The sequence below is a fragment of the Bradyrhizobium sp. B025 genome (assembly GCF_042257955.1).
Classification (GTDB): domain Bacteria; phylum Pseudomonadota; class Alphaproteobacteria; order Rhizobiales; family Xanthobacteraceae; genus Bradyrhizobium; species Bradyrhizobium diazoefficiens.
In genome coordinates this window covers 6,826,754-6,842,992 of sequence record NZ_CP170150.1, presented here as the reverse complement: position 1 = coordinate 6,842,992, position 16,239 = coordinate 6,826,754, and the positions used below count along the sequence as shown (strand labels likewise).

Below are 16,239 nucleotides of genomic sequence, written 5' to 3'. Positions count from 1 at the left end.
CCTGCGTCGCGCGATAGCGACAGACGTGGCGCGCGGCTACTGCGCGCCCGATCCGCCCTGCACGATCTTCTCGTTCAGCTTCTGGTCCACGGTCTCGACCGTGCGGTCGATCTCGGGGTTGGGCACGCCGAGCTGATGCGAGATCAGCTTCACCAGCAGGTCGACGCGCTCGATGAAGGGCGCGCCGCTGGCCACCGCGCGCGCGGCCGACGACGGCTTGAGCAGGCTTTCGGCCGCCTTGGCGTATTTCGCGAACGGCACCTGGTCTTGCGGATCGGCGCCGAGGCGGCGGGCGATCGCGTCGACATGATCGTAGATCGTCTGCGAGCGCTTGAGATCGCCGTGCACGGCGTCGCGGATCGACTGCGGCTCGTGCGGCGTGATGCAGCGGTAGTTGCCGGTCAGCAGCATCGACCACTTCGCCAGCGGCACGAACAGGGAATCGAACACTTTCAGCTTCACCGGCACGTCGTGGCCGTCGAGCGTCACCGCGTCGATGTCGGCTTCGAGCTCGCGCAGCACCTTGTTGTGCTTCTCGTCGGCGAAGACCGATGCCTTGAAGTTGGTGGGCAGGCCGACGTGAAGCACGTTCGCGGCTTCCTCCGGCGGACGGAAGGCCTGCGGGTCGGGCGAGCACAGCGTCACCAGGCCCGGCTCGAACCGCTCCCACACCTGCGCGTTGGTATAGGCCTCCTCGAGATCCATGCCTGCGAGCGCCGGAATCCGCTTCAGATAGGGCAGCGGCGGCATGTTCATGATCGACAGGCACGGCAGCTTCGCCGCGGCGATCTTGACCATGAGCACGCGCACCGTGTGGTTGGTGTATTGCGGCTCCTGCATCGCAAGGCCGACCATGTCGTAACGGGAGACGTCGACATCGGCCGGCGTCACCGCATCGAGCTTGCCGGGCAGGTCGCGCGAGAAGATCGCCCGGTGCACCGCCTCGTCGCGCAACTTGATGCGGACCTCGGTACCGTCACGGTTGATCAGCTCCGCGGTCTTGGCGCGGCAGACCAGGGTGACGTTGTGTCCTGCCATCAGCAGCTTCGTGCCCAGCAGGGAGCCGTAGGAAGCCCCGAGAATCAATATGTTGCGCGCCATGTTTCGTCCCTTGGAAATGTCATGTGATTTTTGTGCCCCGGCTGCAATCCGAGGGCAGGTTGCCGGCATGTAAAGCGAAGTGCCCGATAATGGCAACTGGGATAATGCATACAAGGCGCGGAAGGTTCGGCGGGCGGCCCGGCCGTGTTGCTCGACGCCGAAAGCGTGACTATCCGCACCCGGACACGAGGGCGTCAGCAGATACTTGAGTTGCTTAAATAAGTGGCTTATCTGAAGTTCGGAATGTCGGATGTCTCGACCATCCCGGTTCACCTGGAGGGCGATCATGCGTCGTCACGTTTCGCGCGCCGTGTGTGGATGCGCGACGTCGAGGATTCGTCTCGCAAGTTTTCCTGCGAGAACGACAGTCGGGAAGTCCCGCGGCGTAAGACATTCGGCATCGATGAAGCGGCAATCCGCCGCATCTTTTATCGCTATCGTGATGAGCTGCGCGCCGGATGGGTCATCAGGAATTCACGATGAAAGCCGACACAGGCCCTGCCTCTTCTGTCATCAAATGGCAGCCAATATTTAGCCGTCGATCGCAACAAAAAACTACAAACCTAGGACCGCAAAAATGGCAAAGTGGCGCGGGGCCATGACTGTACATCAGCAACGGAGCTGAGACGTGACGATTGAGTTGGAGCCGGCGTGCAACTTGTGTTGAGACCGGCCGATGGGGGCTACACACGGTTTGGCCAAGTGCCCTCGCCCGCGCGAAGCGAAGACGAAACGAACATCGGATGGGGTCTCGCTGCAACAACGCTCCGATCCTGCGCGGGGCACGATGTGCTGTCCCTGCGTGGAGTCGAGACGGCAGCGAGACAGATCGGCGAGGCGGACGGCATCAGCAGACGCAAGCGCGATGGACGCGACCAGGTACGCCTGGGATCGCATCGAGCAGGCGTGCACGGCTCTGCGCTGAATGCGCAGCCGGCAAGCCCGGCCAATCGCTGACGGCGCCGTTCGGAGAAGAAAATGGAAGGTGATCATTGGCCTCACGGCCGCTGTGACGGCGCCGGTGGAAGCCTCGTACGCTTGCGAAAGCGCGCGTCCGAATTTTTCGAAAGTCTGTCTGTCGCGGAGCTTGCGCGCGAGGCGCACAGGCATCTTTGGTTTTCAGACTGGTTGAGGGTTGCGGAAGACTACCGGAGCTCCGCCGAATCCGCGCGCGCGGACGGTGCCGGCCGGATCGTCGCGTGCGAAGCGTGGATATGCGCGCTGATGGCGTTCGAGGTCGCGCGAAGCCTGTCTTCTCCGGACGATCTCGCGAGTACCGACTTCGCCGATAGGGTCGGTCTCAGCCTGAGAAGCTTCGCGGACGATGCGGCTCACGCGATCGAGCACGTCGAGATCGACGGCTTCGAGCAGGGAGCGTTGACCGGCTTCTTCCTGCCGGCGCTCTGTCACGGGCCTTCCGCGCCCGCGGTCATCTGCATCGCCGACGAGGACGTCACCCTGGCCTCGATGATGAGCAGGCTCTTGCCCGCCTCGCTTCGCCGGAACATGTCACTTCTGCTCATCGATCCCGGCAGTTCGCCTGTTCGTCGTCCGCTCAAACAGGAGCATATCCTCCAATGCTGGCTGGACTATCTGGAGGCCCGCCCGGATGTCGACGCGCAGCGGATAGCGATCTACGGCGAAGGAGCGGGCGCCAGTCATGCCTCCCGCCTTGTCCTCTCGGATCGCAGGGTAGCCGCCGCCGTGTGCGACGGCGGTCTTTTGCGGTCGGTCGCGCACCGGGCATCGGTTCACTGGATGACAGGCGTCGAGCAGGTCGTCGAGGGCGGAGCCTCGATGCGTCCGTTGTCGTCGCCGCGCCGAATGGCCTGTCCGCTTCTCATGGTGGTCGGGAGCCGCTCGATGGTGCGCGAACAGGAGGCACTCGAGCTGCAAGCCGGCTATCGCCAGGCCGGAGCCGACTGCTCGATCGTCGTGCCGAACCGCATCCCGTATCCTCTGGGCGAGGTCGAGAATTTCATCACGGTGGACGACTTCATTTTTGAATGGCTCGACGCCAAGCTTGGAGCTGCCCGTCGCCTCGATCCCGTCACCTATCTTTAGCCCGTGATCCGCATGACTGAGCCGCGGTCTTCTCGCGACGAACGCGGCGCAGTCATCCGGAGACAACGACCCGAAGCGCGCCGAGGATTCTTTCCCATGCCGTCGCGCCTTGGCTGCGTCGTGAAGAACCGCGTATCACGACACGTCGATAGCCAGTAGCCGTGCAGCGAGCCGGGCATTCTTGGCAATGGTCGCGAGCGCGGCATTCAAATCGGCGAGGGTCTTCTCGTCGAGCTCGTTGAACATGGTCGAATTCAGGGCGAGCTTCCGCTTGGACAGTTTTTCGATTTCCGTCGTCGCCTTTTCCGTCAGCGACATCAGAACGAAGCGGGCGTCGTCGGCCGCTGGCCGTCGCGACAGGAACCCGTGCTTCTCGAGGCTCTTGGTCTGGTTGGTCACGAAGGCGGGGTGGACGCGCAGCTTGTTCGCGACGTCGATTCCGGCGACGCCTCGTCCCTCGTCCAGTTCGGTGATGGCCATCAGGATCAGCCATTGCGGCTCGGTAATGCCGAGCAGTCCAGCCCAGCTGCTGTGGATGTCCTCCAGCTGGGAATGGATTTCAACGATATTCCAGATGAAGTCTGTAATCGCCCGGTCGAGCTTCTTCTCGATCATATGGCTTCCCCCTTGATCATTTTTCTTTTTGTCTTTGATCAGCCTTTTAGCGGGATATTGCGAAGCCGTCTCGCATATCGTGCGCGGAACACTTCATTGGGGAAATCGTGCCGCCACTTAATGCTTGTGAAAAGCAATTGATTAAGTTATGTCTTACGCACTCAGAATTTGCTGCTCTTGACCGCTGTCAATGACCGGCGATGTGAGACCTCCAAGAAAGCCCTCGGGATGCCCCCTGAGGGCTTTTTCTTTTATTTTAATTGCTTGTGCGGCGTCCTGCATCTCCTGTTGCCCGCAGGCAACATCCCTTTCCGAACTTGCGCTTCATCAAATCAATGAATTGAGACGATTGTTTTTATAAACTATATGTGAAGCACGACGGAGGGGGGGCACCTCGCTGTCGTTTCAGTCCGGACCCTCAGTGCGGACCTGAATTGAAACGGAAATTGAGAGGGTCAAGCGGCCTCCACCGAGGAGCCGAGCCCCCTGAACCGACCTGGAGGTTTATCTAATGAAGTTGACGAAGACGCTCTTTCTCGGCTCGGCTGCCGGCCTGATGGCCGCCTCCGGGGCGTTCGCAGCCGATCTCCCCGTAAAGGCCAAAGCGGTCGAATACGTGAAGATCTGCTCGCTGTACGGCGCCGGATTCTACTACATCCCGGGCACCGACACCTGCATCAAGCTGGGCGGCTATTTGCGTGCCGACGCGAACCTCAATACCAACTCGGACTTCAATCCGAACCAGGGCGGCGTTGCCGGTGCTCGCAACCGCCTGATGAACTACTACACCTTCCGCGCTCGTGAAGACCTGAACATCGACACCCGCACCGCGACCGAGTACGGCGTCGTCCGTACCTTCTTCGACGGCGTCTTTACCTGGACGACCGGCAACTATACCCCCACCGGTTCGGCAACGGGCGGCACCCAGTACAGCGGTACGCTCGGTCTCAATGCTGCGGGCACCGGCCTCGTCGGTTCGAACGGCTCCGGCTCGGTGAACGGCACCGACGGCAACACCTCGGCCGGTGCGCTCGGCGTGTACTACGCCTTCATCCAGTTCGCCGGCTTCACGATGGGTAAGGCCGTGTCGCAGTTCGACGCGCCCTGGACCAACTATCCCGGCAACATCACCGACAACCTCGTCGGTGGCTCCGGCACCGTTACCGGTGTGACCCAGTTCACGTACACGGCCGACTTCGGCCAGGGCGTGACGGCGTCGTTCTCGGCTGAAGATGCGACCCAGTACTATCAGGCCGGCAACCTCAACATGACCGGCGCGACCGCGGCCGGCATCATCGGCGGTTCGTACGGCACCAACGCCATCGGCGGCTCGCGTTCGCCGAACCTCGTCGGTCAGGTGCGTGTCGACCAGGCCTGGGGCCTCTTCCAGGCGTCGGTGGCTGCGCATGACAACCACGTCGGCTACTACGGTGCGAACGAGACCACCGGCCACCCCGACGACAAGTGGGGCTGGGCGGTTCAGCTCGCTCTCTCGATCAAGAACATCCCGACCGGCGCGGGTGACACGATCAACATCCAGGCCGTCTACACCGACGGTGCGACCCGCTACAACTTCCAGAATCTGTCGGGCAGCTCCTACGCGCTGTACGGTAATTCGGGCGTTGCTGGCGCCTACGGCAGCATCGGCTTCGCCAACGCTCCCGACACGGTGTTCGTGACCGGCAGCTCGCAGGAAACCGTCAAGACCTGGGGCTTCCGTGGCGCTTACACCCACAACTGGGATGCGGCCTGGAACACCGCGATCTACGGCGCTTACGCTCAGGCGCAGTTCGGCACCTTGGCCAAGACCACCCTCTGCGGCGCCGGTGGTGCTGGCGGCGTGTTCGGTGGCCTGGCTGGTGTCACCTCGTGTAACCCGGACTTCGCGATTGGCCAGCTCGGTCTCGTCACCCGCTGGACCCCGGTCAAGAACCTGACGTTCTCGGCCGACCTCTCCTGGACCCATCTCGACCAGAAGTACTCCGGTACGGTTGGCGTCACCCCGAACGTCGTGACCGCCAAGCCGGCCGCGACCTACGAGCTGAAGGATCAGAACTCGATCGCCATGATCCTCCGCGCTCAGCGCAACTGGTAAGATCTATCGAACCACACGAACGAACACCCGGCGGGAAACCGCCGGGTGTTTTTTTTGCGCCTGGATTGCATCCGCCTTCGCTAGAGCTTCGGCGGACAAGTCGCTGCGCTCGCTATGACGGTGTGGAGACAGCCTCGTTTGCCCGACGGGCAAAACACCCGCGAAGCTGTCAATCCGCATCGACAAAAATATTCCACTTTACCGAAATTCGGATTTGTCGTATGTGTCGCCCATCCCGGCTTGACCTTGAGGGCGATCTTGTGTCGTCACGTTTCGCGAGCCGGGCTGCGGTGGACGCGGCAGCGTCGGCACGACATGGTGCGGGCAGGGCGGGTAGTCCCTGTGAGCCCGAAACCGCGTGCGGATGAGCGGCGCTGAAAGCTCGTCTCGCCAACATTTTTCCCGCGACGTCGACAGCGCGGGAGAACCCTGTGGCGGTCGGCGAATGCGCGTACGGCAAAACCGTGTGGTCCTGGCCGTCGTTGCTACGGTCAAGCCTTTCGCGGAGGTGCACGCGAGCCCGACCGGGCGGACGGCATCGTCAATTCGCGGGGTGAGGGAGGCCAGAAGGAACTCGGCTCCCGGGAGATCACGGCATAAGCCGTCAGACCACTGCGCAGGGAAGGCCGAGTGTTTTGGCTGCACCTGTATGCCGCTGTGCATCTTTTCATGCGCTACACGCGCACAGCGGACCGTGGGTGCCAGCCGGCACCCGGCCTTCCCTGCGCCCTCTTGGCTGAAAGAGGGTGGAGCGATGAAGCAAAGCTCGGGCGAAATGCGCCGCGGGGACGTGAAGGCGTGTCTGCGGGTCGAGAAGCGAGCCAGAAGATGACGACGATTCGTCTTGCTCCGTCCTTGCGAGCGCAGCGACTTGTCCGCCGAAGCCTTAGCGAAGGCGGAAGCAATCCAGAGTCTTTCCGCGGAGGGATTCTGGATTGCTTCGCTGCGCCCGCAATGACGATGTGGAAACTACGGGCGCTTATCCCTCGTCGTTGTGCGGGGATGACGGAGCTGATACTGCCGTCCTTGCGAGCGCCGCGAAATCTTACACAAGCTTTGGCCGCGCCATCGGTGCGGAAGTTGCGCTCAGGCTGCGGGCCTTCGCCTCATCCCTGGCTCGCCACGCGCGCACGGTCGAGATGCGCCTCGATCTTCGGGCGGTCGCGGGTGCGCTCGAAGCTGGTGCAGAGCAGCTCGGTCTCCTCGAGCGAGACGGGGGCGCGATACAGCCGGCACATGAATTCGGCGGTTGCGCGTCCCTTCGCTGCGGCCGGGCCGATGCCAGGGCTGCGTTCGGCGAGAAACATGCAGTCCCGGCAGATGCTGGCATCGAGTCGCTGGTGAGCTGCGTCGAGGTGATTGAGGATCTCCCGCAGCGAGTCGCGCAGCCTGATGCACTCCTCGGTTCCGAGCGCCGTGACCGCATTCACCACGTGGTTGATCGGGTCGTGCTGGCTCAGGCACTTCTCGCCCTGCGCGGTGACGTGAAGCACCACGGAACGCTTGTCCTCGTGCGAGGGCTTTCGCACCAGGAAGGACCTGCTCTCGAGCGTCTTCACGATCTGCGATGCAGTCGCCCTGGTGGAGCCGATGAAGCCGGCGAGCGCGGACGGTGTGCGCGAAAACCTGTTGGCGCGGCCGAGAAAGCGCAGCGCCATCCATTCCCGATCGCGCAATCCATGCTGGTTGCCTTCGAAATACCAAGCCCTCGCCGCCTGGACCAGCAGCTCGACGGCCTCTCGTGCCAATGGCATGGATTTACCTCGTCCCCGGAACTTCGTCTGCGGCGTCCCGAAGCCGCCTTGCGCCCTGGTTCGCGATTAATTCGAAAGAGGTCAGACCTCCGGAGATGCCCGATGAGTACGTCGTGCCCGATTCCTGCTCGAAGGCACGGACCGCAACGCGCCCGAGCCGAACCAGCGTGCGTCGCGTCGTCCGGAGCGAGAGGCCGCGTCGCCGATGACATGCCAATCGCGTCGTCGTCGCACGGGAGCCCAAGTTGCCGTCACGAACGGACGATGGACGGGAATTGTTCAACCGAAGCCCCTGAGTTCAAGTCACAAGCAGACGTTTCTTGATATTCCACCGAAACGATGAATGAGCTTCTCAACAAAATCAAGTAGAGACGCTCTCGGAGACTGGATGTCGTTGCAGGCGAATGTAACGTTCAAGACAATCTCGCTCTTAGGGACACATGGTAGTGAACGCAATACGTTGTCCTACGGGCAGCATGCCCGCAAGTATACGACGGTTTAATTGCAGGGCACGTCGTTGTCCGCCGTTGATGCAAGTTGATGGAAGCTTGTGCATGACAAAAGCTGATGCGCGTTGATGAGTCATCCACAACTTGTGCAATGCGTCCGGAGAATCGCCGAGAGAACTTGTAGGGATTACACGCGGCGGTTGTTCCGCTCGCGGAGCCGTCTCCGCTTCCGTCGCGGCCGCCCGATGAGTCATCCGAACGGTTGATGCGCTCACGACGGGTCGCGGTGGCGGTGACGGGAGGCATGCGCCGGCCGCGTGACTGGATGCGCGACCGACTGTAGAAACAATGAGCAGGGCGAGATCGCGGGCGCGTCGTGCGCCGTCTCACCTGCTACTCGCCCTTGAGCATGTCCCTCAGCTCGCGGAACGGATCTGCGCTCGGCTGAGCCGATGCGTCTTGCCGCATTGCGCTGTAGATTCTCGGAACCAGGTCGATCGCCTGGTCGAGGCCCGAATCACGTCCCGACTGGTATCCGCCCATCAGGCGAAGATCGCGCGTGTCCTCGTATTTGGCGATCATGGTGCGCAGCTTGCTCACCAATTCGCGCTCTTCGGGGTCCCAGACGTTATGGGCGAGGCGGGAGACCGAGGCCAGAACGTCCACGGCCGGATAGCGCGCCTGGTCGGCGATGTGCCTGGAGAGCACGATGTGCCCGTCGAGCGTGCTGCGAATGGTGTCGGCGATCGGCTCGTTGTGATCGTCGCCGTCGACCAGCACGGAGAAAATTCCGGTGATCGTTCCGGATCCCTCCTCGCCGGGGCCGGCGCGCTCCAGAAGGCGCGGCAGGTCCGTGAAGACCGTCGGCGCGTAGCCGCGCGCGACCGCGGGCTCGCCGGCGGCGAGCGCGACCTCGCGGGCGGCGTGGGCGAAACGGGTGATCGAATCGACCACAAGCAGAACCGATTCGCCCCGATCGCGGAAATATTCGGCTACCGCCATGGCCGTCTTCGGCGCCAGCCGCCGCATCATCGGGCTCTCGTCGCCCGTCGATACGATGGTGACCGCACGATTGCGATTGGCGCCCAGCACGTCCTCGATGAATTCGCGCACTTCGCGGCCGCGCTCGCCGACGAGCGCCAGCACGACGGTGTCGAAGCCCTGGCTGCGGGCAAGCATCGCGAGCAACGTCGATTTGCCGACGCCGGAGCCGGCAAAGATGCCGACGCGCTGGCCGGCGCAGATCGGGGCGAACAGGTCGATGACGCGCACGCCGGTGCGCAGCGGCTTGTGGACGCGCGCGCGCTTCATGGCCGAGGGCGCCTCGGCCTCCGCCGAGACGGCGCGCGATCCCGGCGTCAGCGGACCTTGTCCGTCCAGCGGGGCGCCGAGCGCGTTGATGACGCGGCCCTTCCAGCTCGGATCGGGCGCGAAAGACAATGGCGGCATGCGGTAGGCGACGGAACCGAGGCCGCCGGCAAATTGCCGGTCGAACGGCTTGGCGATGATGCCCTCGCTGTCGATCCGCACCACCTCGCCGATCTGGGGCTTGCCGCCGGAGTTGACGCCGATGAGTTCACCAAGCCTGACGAAGCGCGACAGGCCGGAGACACGGAAATGCGTCGGCGCGATCTCGGAGATCGCGCCGCTGACGCTTGCCAGGGGAGTGCTCTGCTGAAGCTCCAGCAGCGCCCACTCGAGTTGCCGAAGAGCGTTCAAAGAAACCGTCCACCCTCATTGCGCACGGGGCGCACTCTACTTGCCGGGCTCGCCCAGCGTCCGGATTGCGTTCTGGAGCGAGCTCTCGGTGCCCTCGATCATCGAATTGGTGCCGTCGAAGGCGCGCGAGGCCGCCATCAGCTTCGTCAATTCCATCATCGGATTGGCGCCGGAGCCCTCGACATAGCCTTGCTTGAAGCCGTCGCGGGAGAAATCGGCGATGGCGGTCGCAGGCCGGTCGGGCGTCACGCCCGAATTGCCGTAGCGCTCGAGATTGGCATCAGTGGGAATGTTGAACAGGCCGATGGTGCCGATCTCGTTGTTGTCCTGGGTGATCGCGCCGCTGCGTGCGATCGAGACCGGCCCGCCGTTCGGGTCGAGCGTGATCTGCGCGCCGCCGGCATCGATGACGGGGAAGCCGGCCACCGTCTGAAGGTCGCCGTTGGCGGCGATCTGGAGCCGGCCGTCACGCGTATAGACCGTGCCGTTCGGGCCGGCGAAGGCGAGCCAGCCCTGACCGACCACGGCGACGTCGAGCGGATTGCCGCTCTCGGTGATGTTGCCGGTCTCGCGCGAAATGATGTTGTCGCCGGGCGAGGAGAACGCGACCGGGTTCGCGCCGGCCTTGGACAGCACGGTCTCGAACTTCACCACGTCGGTGCGGAACGCCGCCGTGTTGACGTTGGCGACGTTGTTGGCGATCGTCTGGAGGCGCTTTTCGAGGGCGACCTGCGCCGACAATCCCACATAGAGAGCCGATTGCATGACTTACTTCCCGAACCGGATGGATTGAAGCTTCGTGAGCATGTCGGTATCCAGGCTGGCCGACGTCGCCGCGCCGCCGATCAGGACCAGCGCGGGGTTGGTCGAGTTGTCGCTCTGGGCCTGGGTCGCGTCCCACATCGCCGCGAAGCGCTGCACGAACTTGGTGACCTTGGTCGGGTCCTGGAAATCGGTGAGGTCGATCTTGTCCGTGATCATCTTGGCCTGGGCATCGATGTCGGACGAGCTGATCGTCGACGACCAGCCCATGGCGGTCTGGACGACCTGGGTCAGCGCCTTGTCGGCGAGGATCTGGTAGGCGTTCGTGATCGTGGACGCCTTGCGGGTGAAATAGAGCGCCAGCCGCAGGCCCTCGTTCTGGTCGCCGGCCTTCTGCTCCATCGTCTGCGTGACGTACTGGGTGGCCGTGCCGGTCGTGGCTGCGGTGGTCTGGGTCGCCTTGTCGCCGAGGGCGGCGAAATTGAAGGCGGTGGCGAATTCCCGGTAACGGGCGTCGGTGAGCTTGTTGGCGAAGGCGTCCTTGTTCGAGACCCCCTCGGTCAGCACCTTGCGCATGAACGCCTTGGCGTAGGTCATGTCGCTGAGGCCATAGGCCTTCATGGCATAGGTGTAGAGGCGGTAGTCCTTCAGGAAGTCGTCGATCGTCTTCACGTTGCCGATATGGCTGAGGAAGTAATCGGTCTCGCGGCTGACATCCGGCTGGGTCGCGACCTGCGTCATCGACTTGCCCAGGTCCTTGGTCAATCTGGTGTAGTCCGCGATCGTGGATAGCATGACCCGCGCCCCTCTGGTCGCCATTGCGACATCGTCCCAAGCTGCCGTGAATTGCTTGCGCGGGGCTGGCGAGCGGGAAGCCAGCTTCGCGCAAGCGTCGCCGACTAGATATTCCCGGTGGGATCGGCGATGGAGTGGCGCGTTGCTCAGTTTCGTGGGGATTTTCATCACGGTGGCGGCGCTGCTTGGCGGATTTGCCGCCATGGGCGGGCATCTGGCCGTGCTGATGCAGCCGTGGGAGTTCGTGATCATCATGGGCACCGCGGTCGGCACCTTCATCGTGGCCAACCCGTGGAAGACGGTCGTGGATACCGGGGTAGCCTGCATGCAGGCCATCACCGGCGCGGTGCCGGGCCAGCGCTACTATCTCGACCTGCTCGGGGCGCTGCATGCCCTGATGCGCGAGCTGCGGGGCAAGGGCCGCAACGAGGTCGAGGCGCATATCGACGACCCTGCGTCCTCCGAGATCTTCAAGGCGTTCCCGAGCGTGCTCGGTGACCCGTCGCTGCTCCAGTTCATCTGCGACTATGTCCGTCTCATCATCATGGGCAATGCGCGCACGCACGAGATCGAAGCGCTGATGGACGAGGAGATCCACACAATCGTGAAGGGCAAGCTGGCGCCCTACCATTCGCTGGTGACGGTCTCCGAGGCGTTGCCGGCGCTCGGCATCGTCGCCGCGGTGCTCGGCGTCATCAAGGCGATGGGCGCGCTCGACCAGTCGCCGAAGTTGCTGGGCGGCTTCATCGGCGCCGCCCTGGTCGGCACCTTCGCCGGCATCTTTCTGTCCTACGGCATCATTTCGCCCTTCGCGATCAAGATTAAGATGACGCGCGAGAAGAAGTGCCGGCCCTACATCATCGTCAAGCAGACGCTGCTGGCATTCATGAACGGCGCCATGCCGCAGATCGCGGTCGAGCACGGCCGCAAGATGATCTCGAGCAGCGAGCGTCCGTCGATCGATGTCGTCGAGAACGAGACGATCGCGGGTCCGAAGGCTGTCGTGGCTGACGCTGAACCGAAGGCGGCACGCGCATGACGATGGAAGACGTCGAGGTCGATCAGCGGAAGCAGTTGCCGAACTACCTGCTGGACGCGGCCGGCATATCGATCGAACGCATGCCGATGCTCAATGTGATCTTCGATCGCATGGCGGCATCCTGCACCGACAGCCTCCAGCCGATGGCGGGAACGCCCTGCTATTTCTCGGTCAACGGCATCACCAATGATCGGGTCGGCGACATCATCAAGGACTACGAGGCCAACGCGGTCGCCGCCGTGCTCTATGCCGAGCAGTGGGACTCCCGCATCATCATCATGCTCGACCGCGATTTCGTGTTCACGATGGTCGAGGCGATGTTCGGTTCCGATGGTGCCGAACCGCCGCTCGACGTCGAGCGCTCGTTCTCGAACATCGAGATCCGCCTGGTCCAGGCGCTGTTCGAGCGCTTCGCCAAGGCGCTGCAATCCGCCTTCGCCGGCACGTCCAACGTCACCTTCCGTGTCGAGCGGGTCGAGACCGCGATGGCCTCGCTGGCGATCGGGCGGAGCGGCAACATGTCGATCTGCGCGAACATCATGTTGCAGGCGCTCTACCGCGGCGGCCAGATGTTCCTCATCATTCCACACTCCGCGCTCAACCCGCTGCGCCAGAAGCTCGCCCATGTCGTCGTCAGCGACGGCCGCGCGTCCGATCCGCGCTGGCGCGAGCAGATGGAGAGCGAGGTCCACCGCACCGAAGTGACGTTGAGCGCGGTGCTCGATGAGAAGATGGTGACCCTCGGCGACGTCGTGAAGTTCCAGGTCGGGCAGGTGCTCGAGCTCGAAGCCACGCCGCGCACGCTGGCCCGTCTCGAAAGCAACAACCAGGTGCTGTTCTGGTGTCAGATCGGCCAGCTCGATGGCTATTACGCCATGCAGGTGGCAGATCCCGTGGATCAGAAACGGGAGTTCGTCGATGATATCCTATCTCGTTGATGCGGTGCTGCTGATTGCGCTTGCCTTCACCAGCATGCGGGTGACGCGGATGCACCGCGAGCTGGCGCGGCTGCGCAGTTACCAGGGCGAATTCTCGACCATCGTCCACGAGACGGCGGGCGCCTTCGACACGGTTATCACCGCGGCGCATGATTCGACCGCAAATCTCGGACGGCTCGCCAACGTGCTGAGCACGAAGATCGACCAGGCCCACGAGGCGATCGCGGCGCTCGACGCCAGGAGCGGGCTCGCGTCCGCAGCGACCGGGAGCGGCGCCGACGTGAACAAGCACTGAAGCCGGGGCCGGCGAACCAGATACGACCGGAACGCCGTGGCGCTCCGGGAGCGGAAATACCAAGAGGCGATACCAAATGGCGCAATCCTTCGACTATGAGTCTGCATCTGCATCGGAAGAGACCGAGACGTCTCCGCTGGAGCGGCTGGCCGAGATCGCCGCGCGCACGGCGGAGGAGAGCGGCAAGTTCGCCAATGTCGATGCCATCCTGCGCATTCCCGTCACCATGCAGGTGGTGCTGGGTTCGGCTACCATCCCGGTGGCGAACCTGATGAAGCTCGGGCGCGGCGCGGTGGTTCCGCTCGACCACCGGGTCGGTGAGCCCGTCGACGTCGTCGTCAACGGCCGTATCGTCGCCCGCGGCGAAGTGGTCGTCGTCGAAGAGGACAATTCCCGCTTCGGTGTCTCGCTCACGGAGATCGTTGGACCGCTGGGGCAGGGTGATACCTGACCATGGCGGCACAGGTCGGCATCGCTCCCATCAAGCAGCGAGGCGTTGCCACGCTGGGCGGAACGGAGAAGGTCGCGGCACTCCTGCTGGCCATGGGCCGGCAGGCGGCCGCGAGCGTGCTCGCGCAGTTCGAGCCGCAGGATATCCGCATCGTGACCAAGGCCGCGGCCGAGCTGCGGCCGATCACCGCGCAGGAGCTGGAGGGGATCGTCGAGGAGTTCGCCCAGCAGTTCTCGATGGGTGCCAACATTCTCGGCACGCTCGGCGGCCTCGAGGCCGTGCTTGGCGACGTGCTACCGGCCGACCAGGTCTCGGCGATCATGACGGACCTGCTCGGCAATTCGAGCCGGTCGGTGTGGGATCGTGTCTCGTCGGTGTCGGAAAATTCGCTGGCCACCTACCTGTCCAAGGAGCATCCGCAGACCGCGGCCCTCATCCTGTCCAAGGTCAAGCCGGCCTGTGCCGCCAAGGTGATGAGCCAGTTGCCGTCCAGCCTGCGCAACGAATTGATGCGGCGCGTGCTCAGCCTCAAGCCGATCGCCGACGACGCGATGAAGGTTCTCGAGAAGACGCTGCACGAGGACCTGACGCTGAACTTCGCCCGCAACCTCGGCGCGGACACCTATGCCCGCGTCGCCGACATCATCAACAAGATGGAGCGCGGCCACATCGAGGACATGCTGAAGAGCCTGTCGGAGAAGCGGCCGAAATCGGCCGAAGTGCTGAAGGAGCTGCTGTTCACCTTCGACGACGTGATCCACCTGACGCCGAAGGCGCGCACCATGATCTTCGATCAGGTGCCGACCGATCGCATCGTCATCGCGCTGAAGGGGACCGACAAGAACTTCCGCGAGCTGATCCTGTCGTCGGTCGCATCGCGCGTCCGCCGCGTCGTCGAGCACGAGCTCGCGATCGGCGAACCGTCGAACCAGCGCGACGTGCTGGAGGCCCGGCGCGTGATCACCGATCTCGCGCTCGACCTCGCGGAGAAGGGCGAAATCGAGCTCAACCCCGAGCAGGAGGATGAGCTGGTCTTCCGCTGACCGCTGAACGGGCATGGCAGAAACAACCGATCAGGAGAGCAAGACAGAAGAGCCGACCGAGAAGAAAGTCCGCGATTCGCTCGAACAGGGCAAAATTCCGGTCTCTCGGGAGGCTTCCATCTTCGCGTCGATGGCGGCGCTGATGGTCATCCAGATGTTCCTGATCGGCCAGGGCGTGCAGCAATTGACGCCGACCCTGAAGAGCCTCCTCGACGATCCCGAGGGCTTCCCCCTCGCCACCGGGGCGGACGCGCAGAACCTCCTCACCGTGGTGGGACTCGAGGCGCTGCGATTCTTGGTGCCGCTGCTGGTCGTTTTGCTCGTGTTCGGGCTGGCATCGTCGCTGCTGCAAAACGCGCCCAACCTGGTGCTTCAACGCATCATGCCGGACCTTTCGCGAATCTCCCCGGTGAGCGGCTGGAACCGGCTGTTCGGAACGCAGGGCCTCGTCGAGTTCGCCAAGTCGCTGTTCAAGCTCGCCTCGGTGACCGTCGTCGTCGCCTTCGTGCTGCGCTCGTCCGAAGCGAAGGCGTTCGAGGCGATGTACACCGACCCCGTCGCGCTGCCGGAGATGATCCTCAACATCGCGATGCGGATCGTCTCGGCGATCTGTATCGCGACCATCGTCCTGGTCGCGATCGACCTCGCCTGGGCGCGCTTCCACTGGCGGCGCGAGCTGCGCATGACCCGGCAGGAGATCAAGGACGAGCACAAGCAGGCCGAAGGCGACCCGCTGGTCAAGGCGCGCCTGCGCTCGCTGGCGCGCGACCGCTCGCGACAGCGGATGATCGCCTCCGCATCGCGCGCGACGCTGGTGATCGCGAACCCGACGCACTTTGCGATCGCACTGCGCTACAACCGCGAGGAAAACCCGGCGCCGCTCGTGGTGGCCAAGGGCATGGACGTGATCGCGCTGAAGATCCGCGAAGTCGCGGAGAAGAATAGAATCCCCGTGATCGAGAACAAAGTTCTGGCGCGCGCGCTCTACGAGGCCGTTCAGGTCGATCAGGTGATTCCGGCCGAATTCTTCCGGCCCGTCGCCGAGATCATCTACTTCCTGCAGTCGAAGCAGACGACCCGGCCCGAGAAGGTCCAGTAGATTTCCGAGGATGGTGCTTC

General features: G+C 63.6%; 15 protein-coding genes. 9 read left to right on the top strand and 6 right to left on the bottom strand.

All coding sequences use genetic code 11. The features are described 5' to 3' along the window. Window positions 1-36 precede the first annotated feature (36 nt). Entirely contained in the window at window positions 37-1,101 is a 1,065-nt protein-coding gene (locus tag ACE10W_RS32200; RefSeq protein WP_038965654.1) for a ketopantoate reductase family protein, read from the bottom strand. A 243-nt stretch (window positions 1,102-1,344) separates the two neighbouring features. Here ACE10W_RS32200 and ACE10W_RS32195 point away from each other — a divergent pair, with 243 nt between their 5' ends. After that, complete coding sequence (locus ACE10W_RS32195) at window positions 1,345-1,584, top strand: hypothetical protein (protein ID WP_375762435.1); 240 nt, start codon at window positions 1,345-1,347, stop codon at window positions 1,582-1,584. A 495-nt stretch (window positions 1,585-2,079) separates the two neighbouring features. Continuing rightward, window positions 2,080-3,165 (top strand): alpha/beta hydrolase family protein, encoded by a 1,086-nt coding sequence (locus ACE10W_RS32190; protein ID WP_375762434.1) that lies wholly within the window; start codon window positions 2,080-2,082, stop codon window positions 3,163-3,165. Between the two features lie 135 nt (window positions 3,166-3,300). Here the strand turns inward: ACE10W_RS32190 and ACE10W_RS32185 are convergent, their stop codons facing one another. Then, window positions 3,301-3,780, bottom strand: a complete 480-nt coding sequence (locus ACE10W_RS32185) for a MarR family winged helix-turn-helix transcriptional regulator (protein WP_375762433.1) — start codon at window positions 3,778-3,780, stop codon at window positions 3,301-3,303. Window positions 3,781-4,291: 511 nt separating this feature from the next. Here ACE10W_RS32185 and ACE10W_RS32180 point away from each other — a divergent pair. After that, window positions 4,292-5,875, top strand: coding sequence for a porin (locus ACE10W_RS32180; protein ID WP_375762432.1), 1,584 nt, complete (start codon window positions 4,292-4,294; stop codon window positions 5,873-5,875). A 1,106-nt stretch (window positions 5,876-6,981) separates the two neighbouring features. Here ACE10W_RS32180 and ACE10W_RS32175 read toward each other — a convergent pair. The 4 genes from ACE10W_RS32175 to ACE10W_RS32160 all read right to left on the bottom strand — a co-directional run bounded on the left by ACE10W_RS32175 (window position 6,982) and on the right by ACE10W_RS32160 (window position 11,354). Further along, entirely contained in the window at window positions 6,982-7,629 is a 648-nt protein-coding gene (locus ACE10W_RS32175) for a MarR family winged helix-turn-helix transcriptional regulator (protein ID WP_161533552.1), read from the bottom strand. Between the two features lie 842 nt (window positions 7,630-8,471). Beyond that, window positions 8,472-9,797 (bottom strand): flagellar protein export ATPase FliI, encoded by a 1,326-nt coding sequence (gene fliI, locus ACE10W_RS32170; RefSeq protein WP_011089623.1) that lies wholly within the window; start codon window positions 9,795-9,797, stop codon window positions 8,472-8,474. Window positions 9,798-9,833: 36 nt separating this feature from the next. Next, window positions 9,834-10,562 carry a flagellar basal-body rod protein FlgF gene (flgF, locus tag ACE10W_RS32165; protein WP_011089622.1) on the bottom strand — a complete coding sequence of 243 codons (729 nt, stop codon included), beginning with the start codon at window positions 10,560-10,562 and terminating at the stop codon, window positions 9,834-9,836. Window positions 10,563-10,565: 3 nt separating this feature from the next. Next, window positions 10,566-11,354: a DUF1217 domain-containing protein gene (locus ACE10W_RS32160; protein WP_028175215.1), complete on the bottom strand. Its 789-nt coding sequence runs from the start codon at window positions 11,352-11,354 to the stop codon at window positions 10,566-10,568. A gap of 142 nt (window positions 11,355-11,496) precedes the next feature. On the opposite strand from ACE10W_RS32160, the gene motA reads away from it, so the two are divergent. From motA to flhB, 6 genes are all read left to right on the top strand, one after another. Then, a complete protein-coding gene (gene motA, locus ACE10W_RS32155; protein ID WP_028175216.1) occupies window positions 11,497-12,393 on the top strand; it encodes a flagellar motor stator protein MotA in 897 nt (298 codons plus the stop codon). Next, entirely contained in the window at window positions 12,390-13,331 is a 942-nt protein-coding gene (locus ACE10W_RS32150; RefSeq protein WP_011089619.1) for a flagellar motor switch protein FliM, read from the top strand. Before motA ends, ACE10W_RS32150 begins: the two co-directional genes overlap by 4 nt. Next, window positions 13,312-13,626, top strand: coding sequence for a hypothetical protein (locus tag ACE10W_RS32145; RefSeq protein ID WP_011089618.1), 315 nt, complete (start codon window positions 13,312-13,314; stop codon window positions 13,624-13,626). Before ACE10W_RS32150 ends, ACE10W_RS32145 begins: the two co-directional genes overlap by 20 nt. Window positions 13,627-13,702: 76 nt before the next feature. After that, window positions 13,703-14,077 (top strand): flagellar motor switch protein FliN, encoded by a 375-nt coding sequence (fliN, locus tag ACE10W_RS32140; protein WP_011089617.1) that lies wholly within the window; start codon window positions 13,703-13,705, stop codon window positions 14,075-14,077. Window positions 14,078-14,079: 2 nt separating this feature from the next. Further along, window positions 14,080-15,120, top strand: coding sequence for a flagellar motor switch protein FliG (locus ACE10W_RS32135; RefSeq protein ID WP_011089616.1), 1,041 nt, complete (start codon window positions 14,080-14,082; stop codon window positions 15,118-15,120). A 13-nt stretch (window positions 15,121-15,133) separates the two neighbouring features. Beyond that, a complete protein-coding gene (gene flhB, locus ACE10W_RS32130; protein ID WP_011089615.1) occupies window positions 15,134-16,219 on the top strand; it encodes a flagellar biosynthesis protein FlhB in 1,086 nt (361 codons plus the stop codon). Window positions 16,220-16,239: the final 20 nt, after the last annotated feature.

Coding starts and splice junctions, on each gene's coding strand:
- ACE10W_RS32185 (WP_375762433.1), bottom strand. CDS start 3,780: ATGATCGAGAAGAAGCTCGACCGGGCGATTACAGACTTCATCTGGAAT.
- ACE10W_RS32135 (WP_011089616.1), top strand. CDS start 14,080: ATGGCGGCACAGGTCGGCATCGCTCCCATCAAGCAGCGAGGCGTTGCC.
- ACE10W_RS32195 (WP_375762435.1), top strand. CDS start 1,345: ATGTCGGATGTCTCGACCATCCCGGTTCACCTGGAGGGCGATCATGCG.
- ACE10W_RS32150 (WP_011089619.1), top strand. CDS start 12,390: ATGACGATGGAAGACGTCGAGGTCGATCAGCGGAAGCAGTTGCCGAAC.
- flhB (WP_011089615.1), top strand. CDS start 15,134: ATGGCAGAAACAACCGATCAGGAGAGCAAGACAGAAGAGCCGACCGAG.
- flgF (WP_011089622.1), bottom strand. CDS start 10,562: ATGCAATCGGCTCTCTATGTGGGATTGTCGGCGCAGGTCGCCCTCGAA.
- ACE10W_RS32180 (WP_375762432.1), top strand. CDS start 4,292: ATGAAGTTGACGAAGACGCTCTTTCTCGGCTCGGCTGCCGGCCTGATG.
- ACE10W_RS32200 (WP_038965654.1), bottom strand. CDS start 1,101: ATGGCGCGCAACATATTGATTCTCGGGGCTTCCTACGGCTCCCTGCTG.
- ACE10W_RS32145 (WP_011089618.1), top strand. CDS start 13,312: ATGATATCCTATCTCGTTGATGCGGTGCTGCTGATTGCGCTTGCCTTC.
- ACE10W_RS32160 (WP_028175215.1), bottom strand. CDS start 11,354: ATGCTATCCACGATCGCGGACTACACCAGATTGACCAAGGACCTGGGC.
- ACE10W_RS32175 (WP_161533552.1), bottom strand. CDS start 7,629: ATGCCATTGGCACGAGAGGCCGTCGAGCTGCTGGTCCAGGCGGCGAGG.
- fliN (WP_011089617.1), top strand. CDS start 13,703: ATGGCGCAATCCTTCGACTATGAGTCTGCATCTGCATCGGAAGAGACC.
- ACE10W_RS32190 (WP_375762434.1), top strand. CDS start 2,080: ATGGAAGGTGATCATTGGCCTCACGGCCGCTGTGACGGCGCCGGTGGA.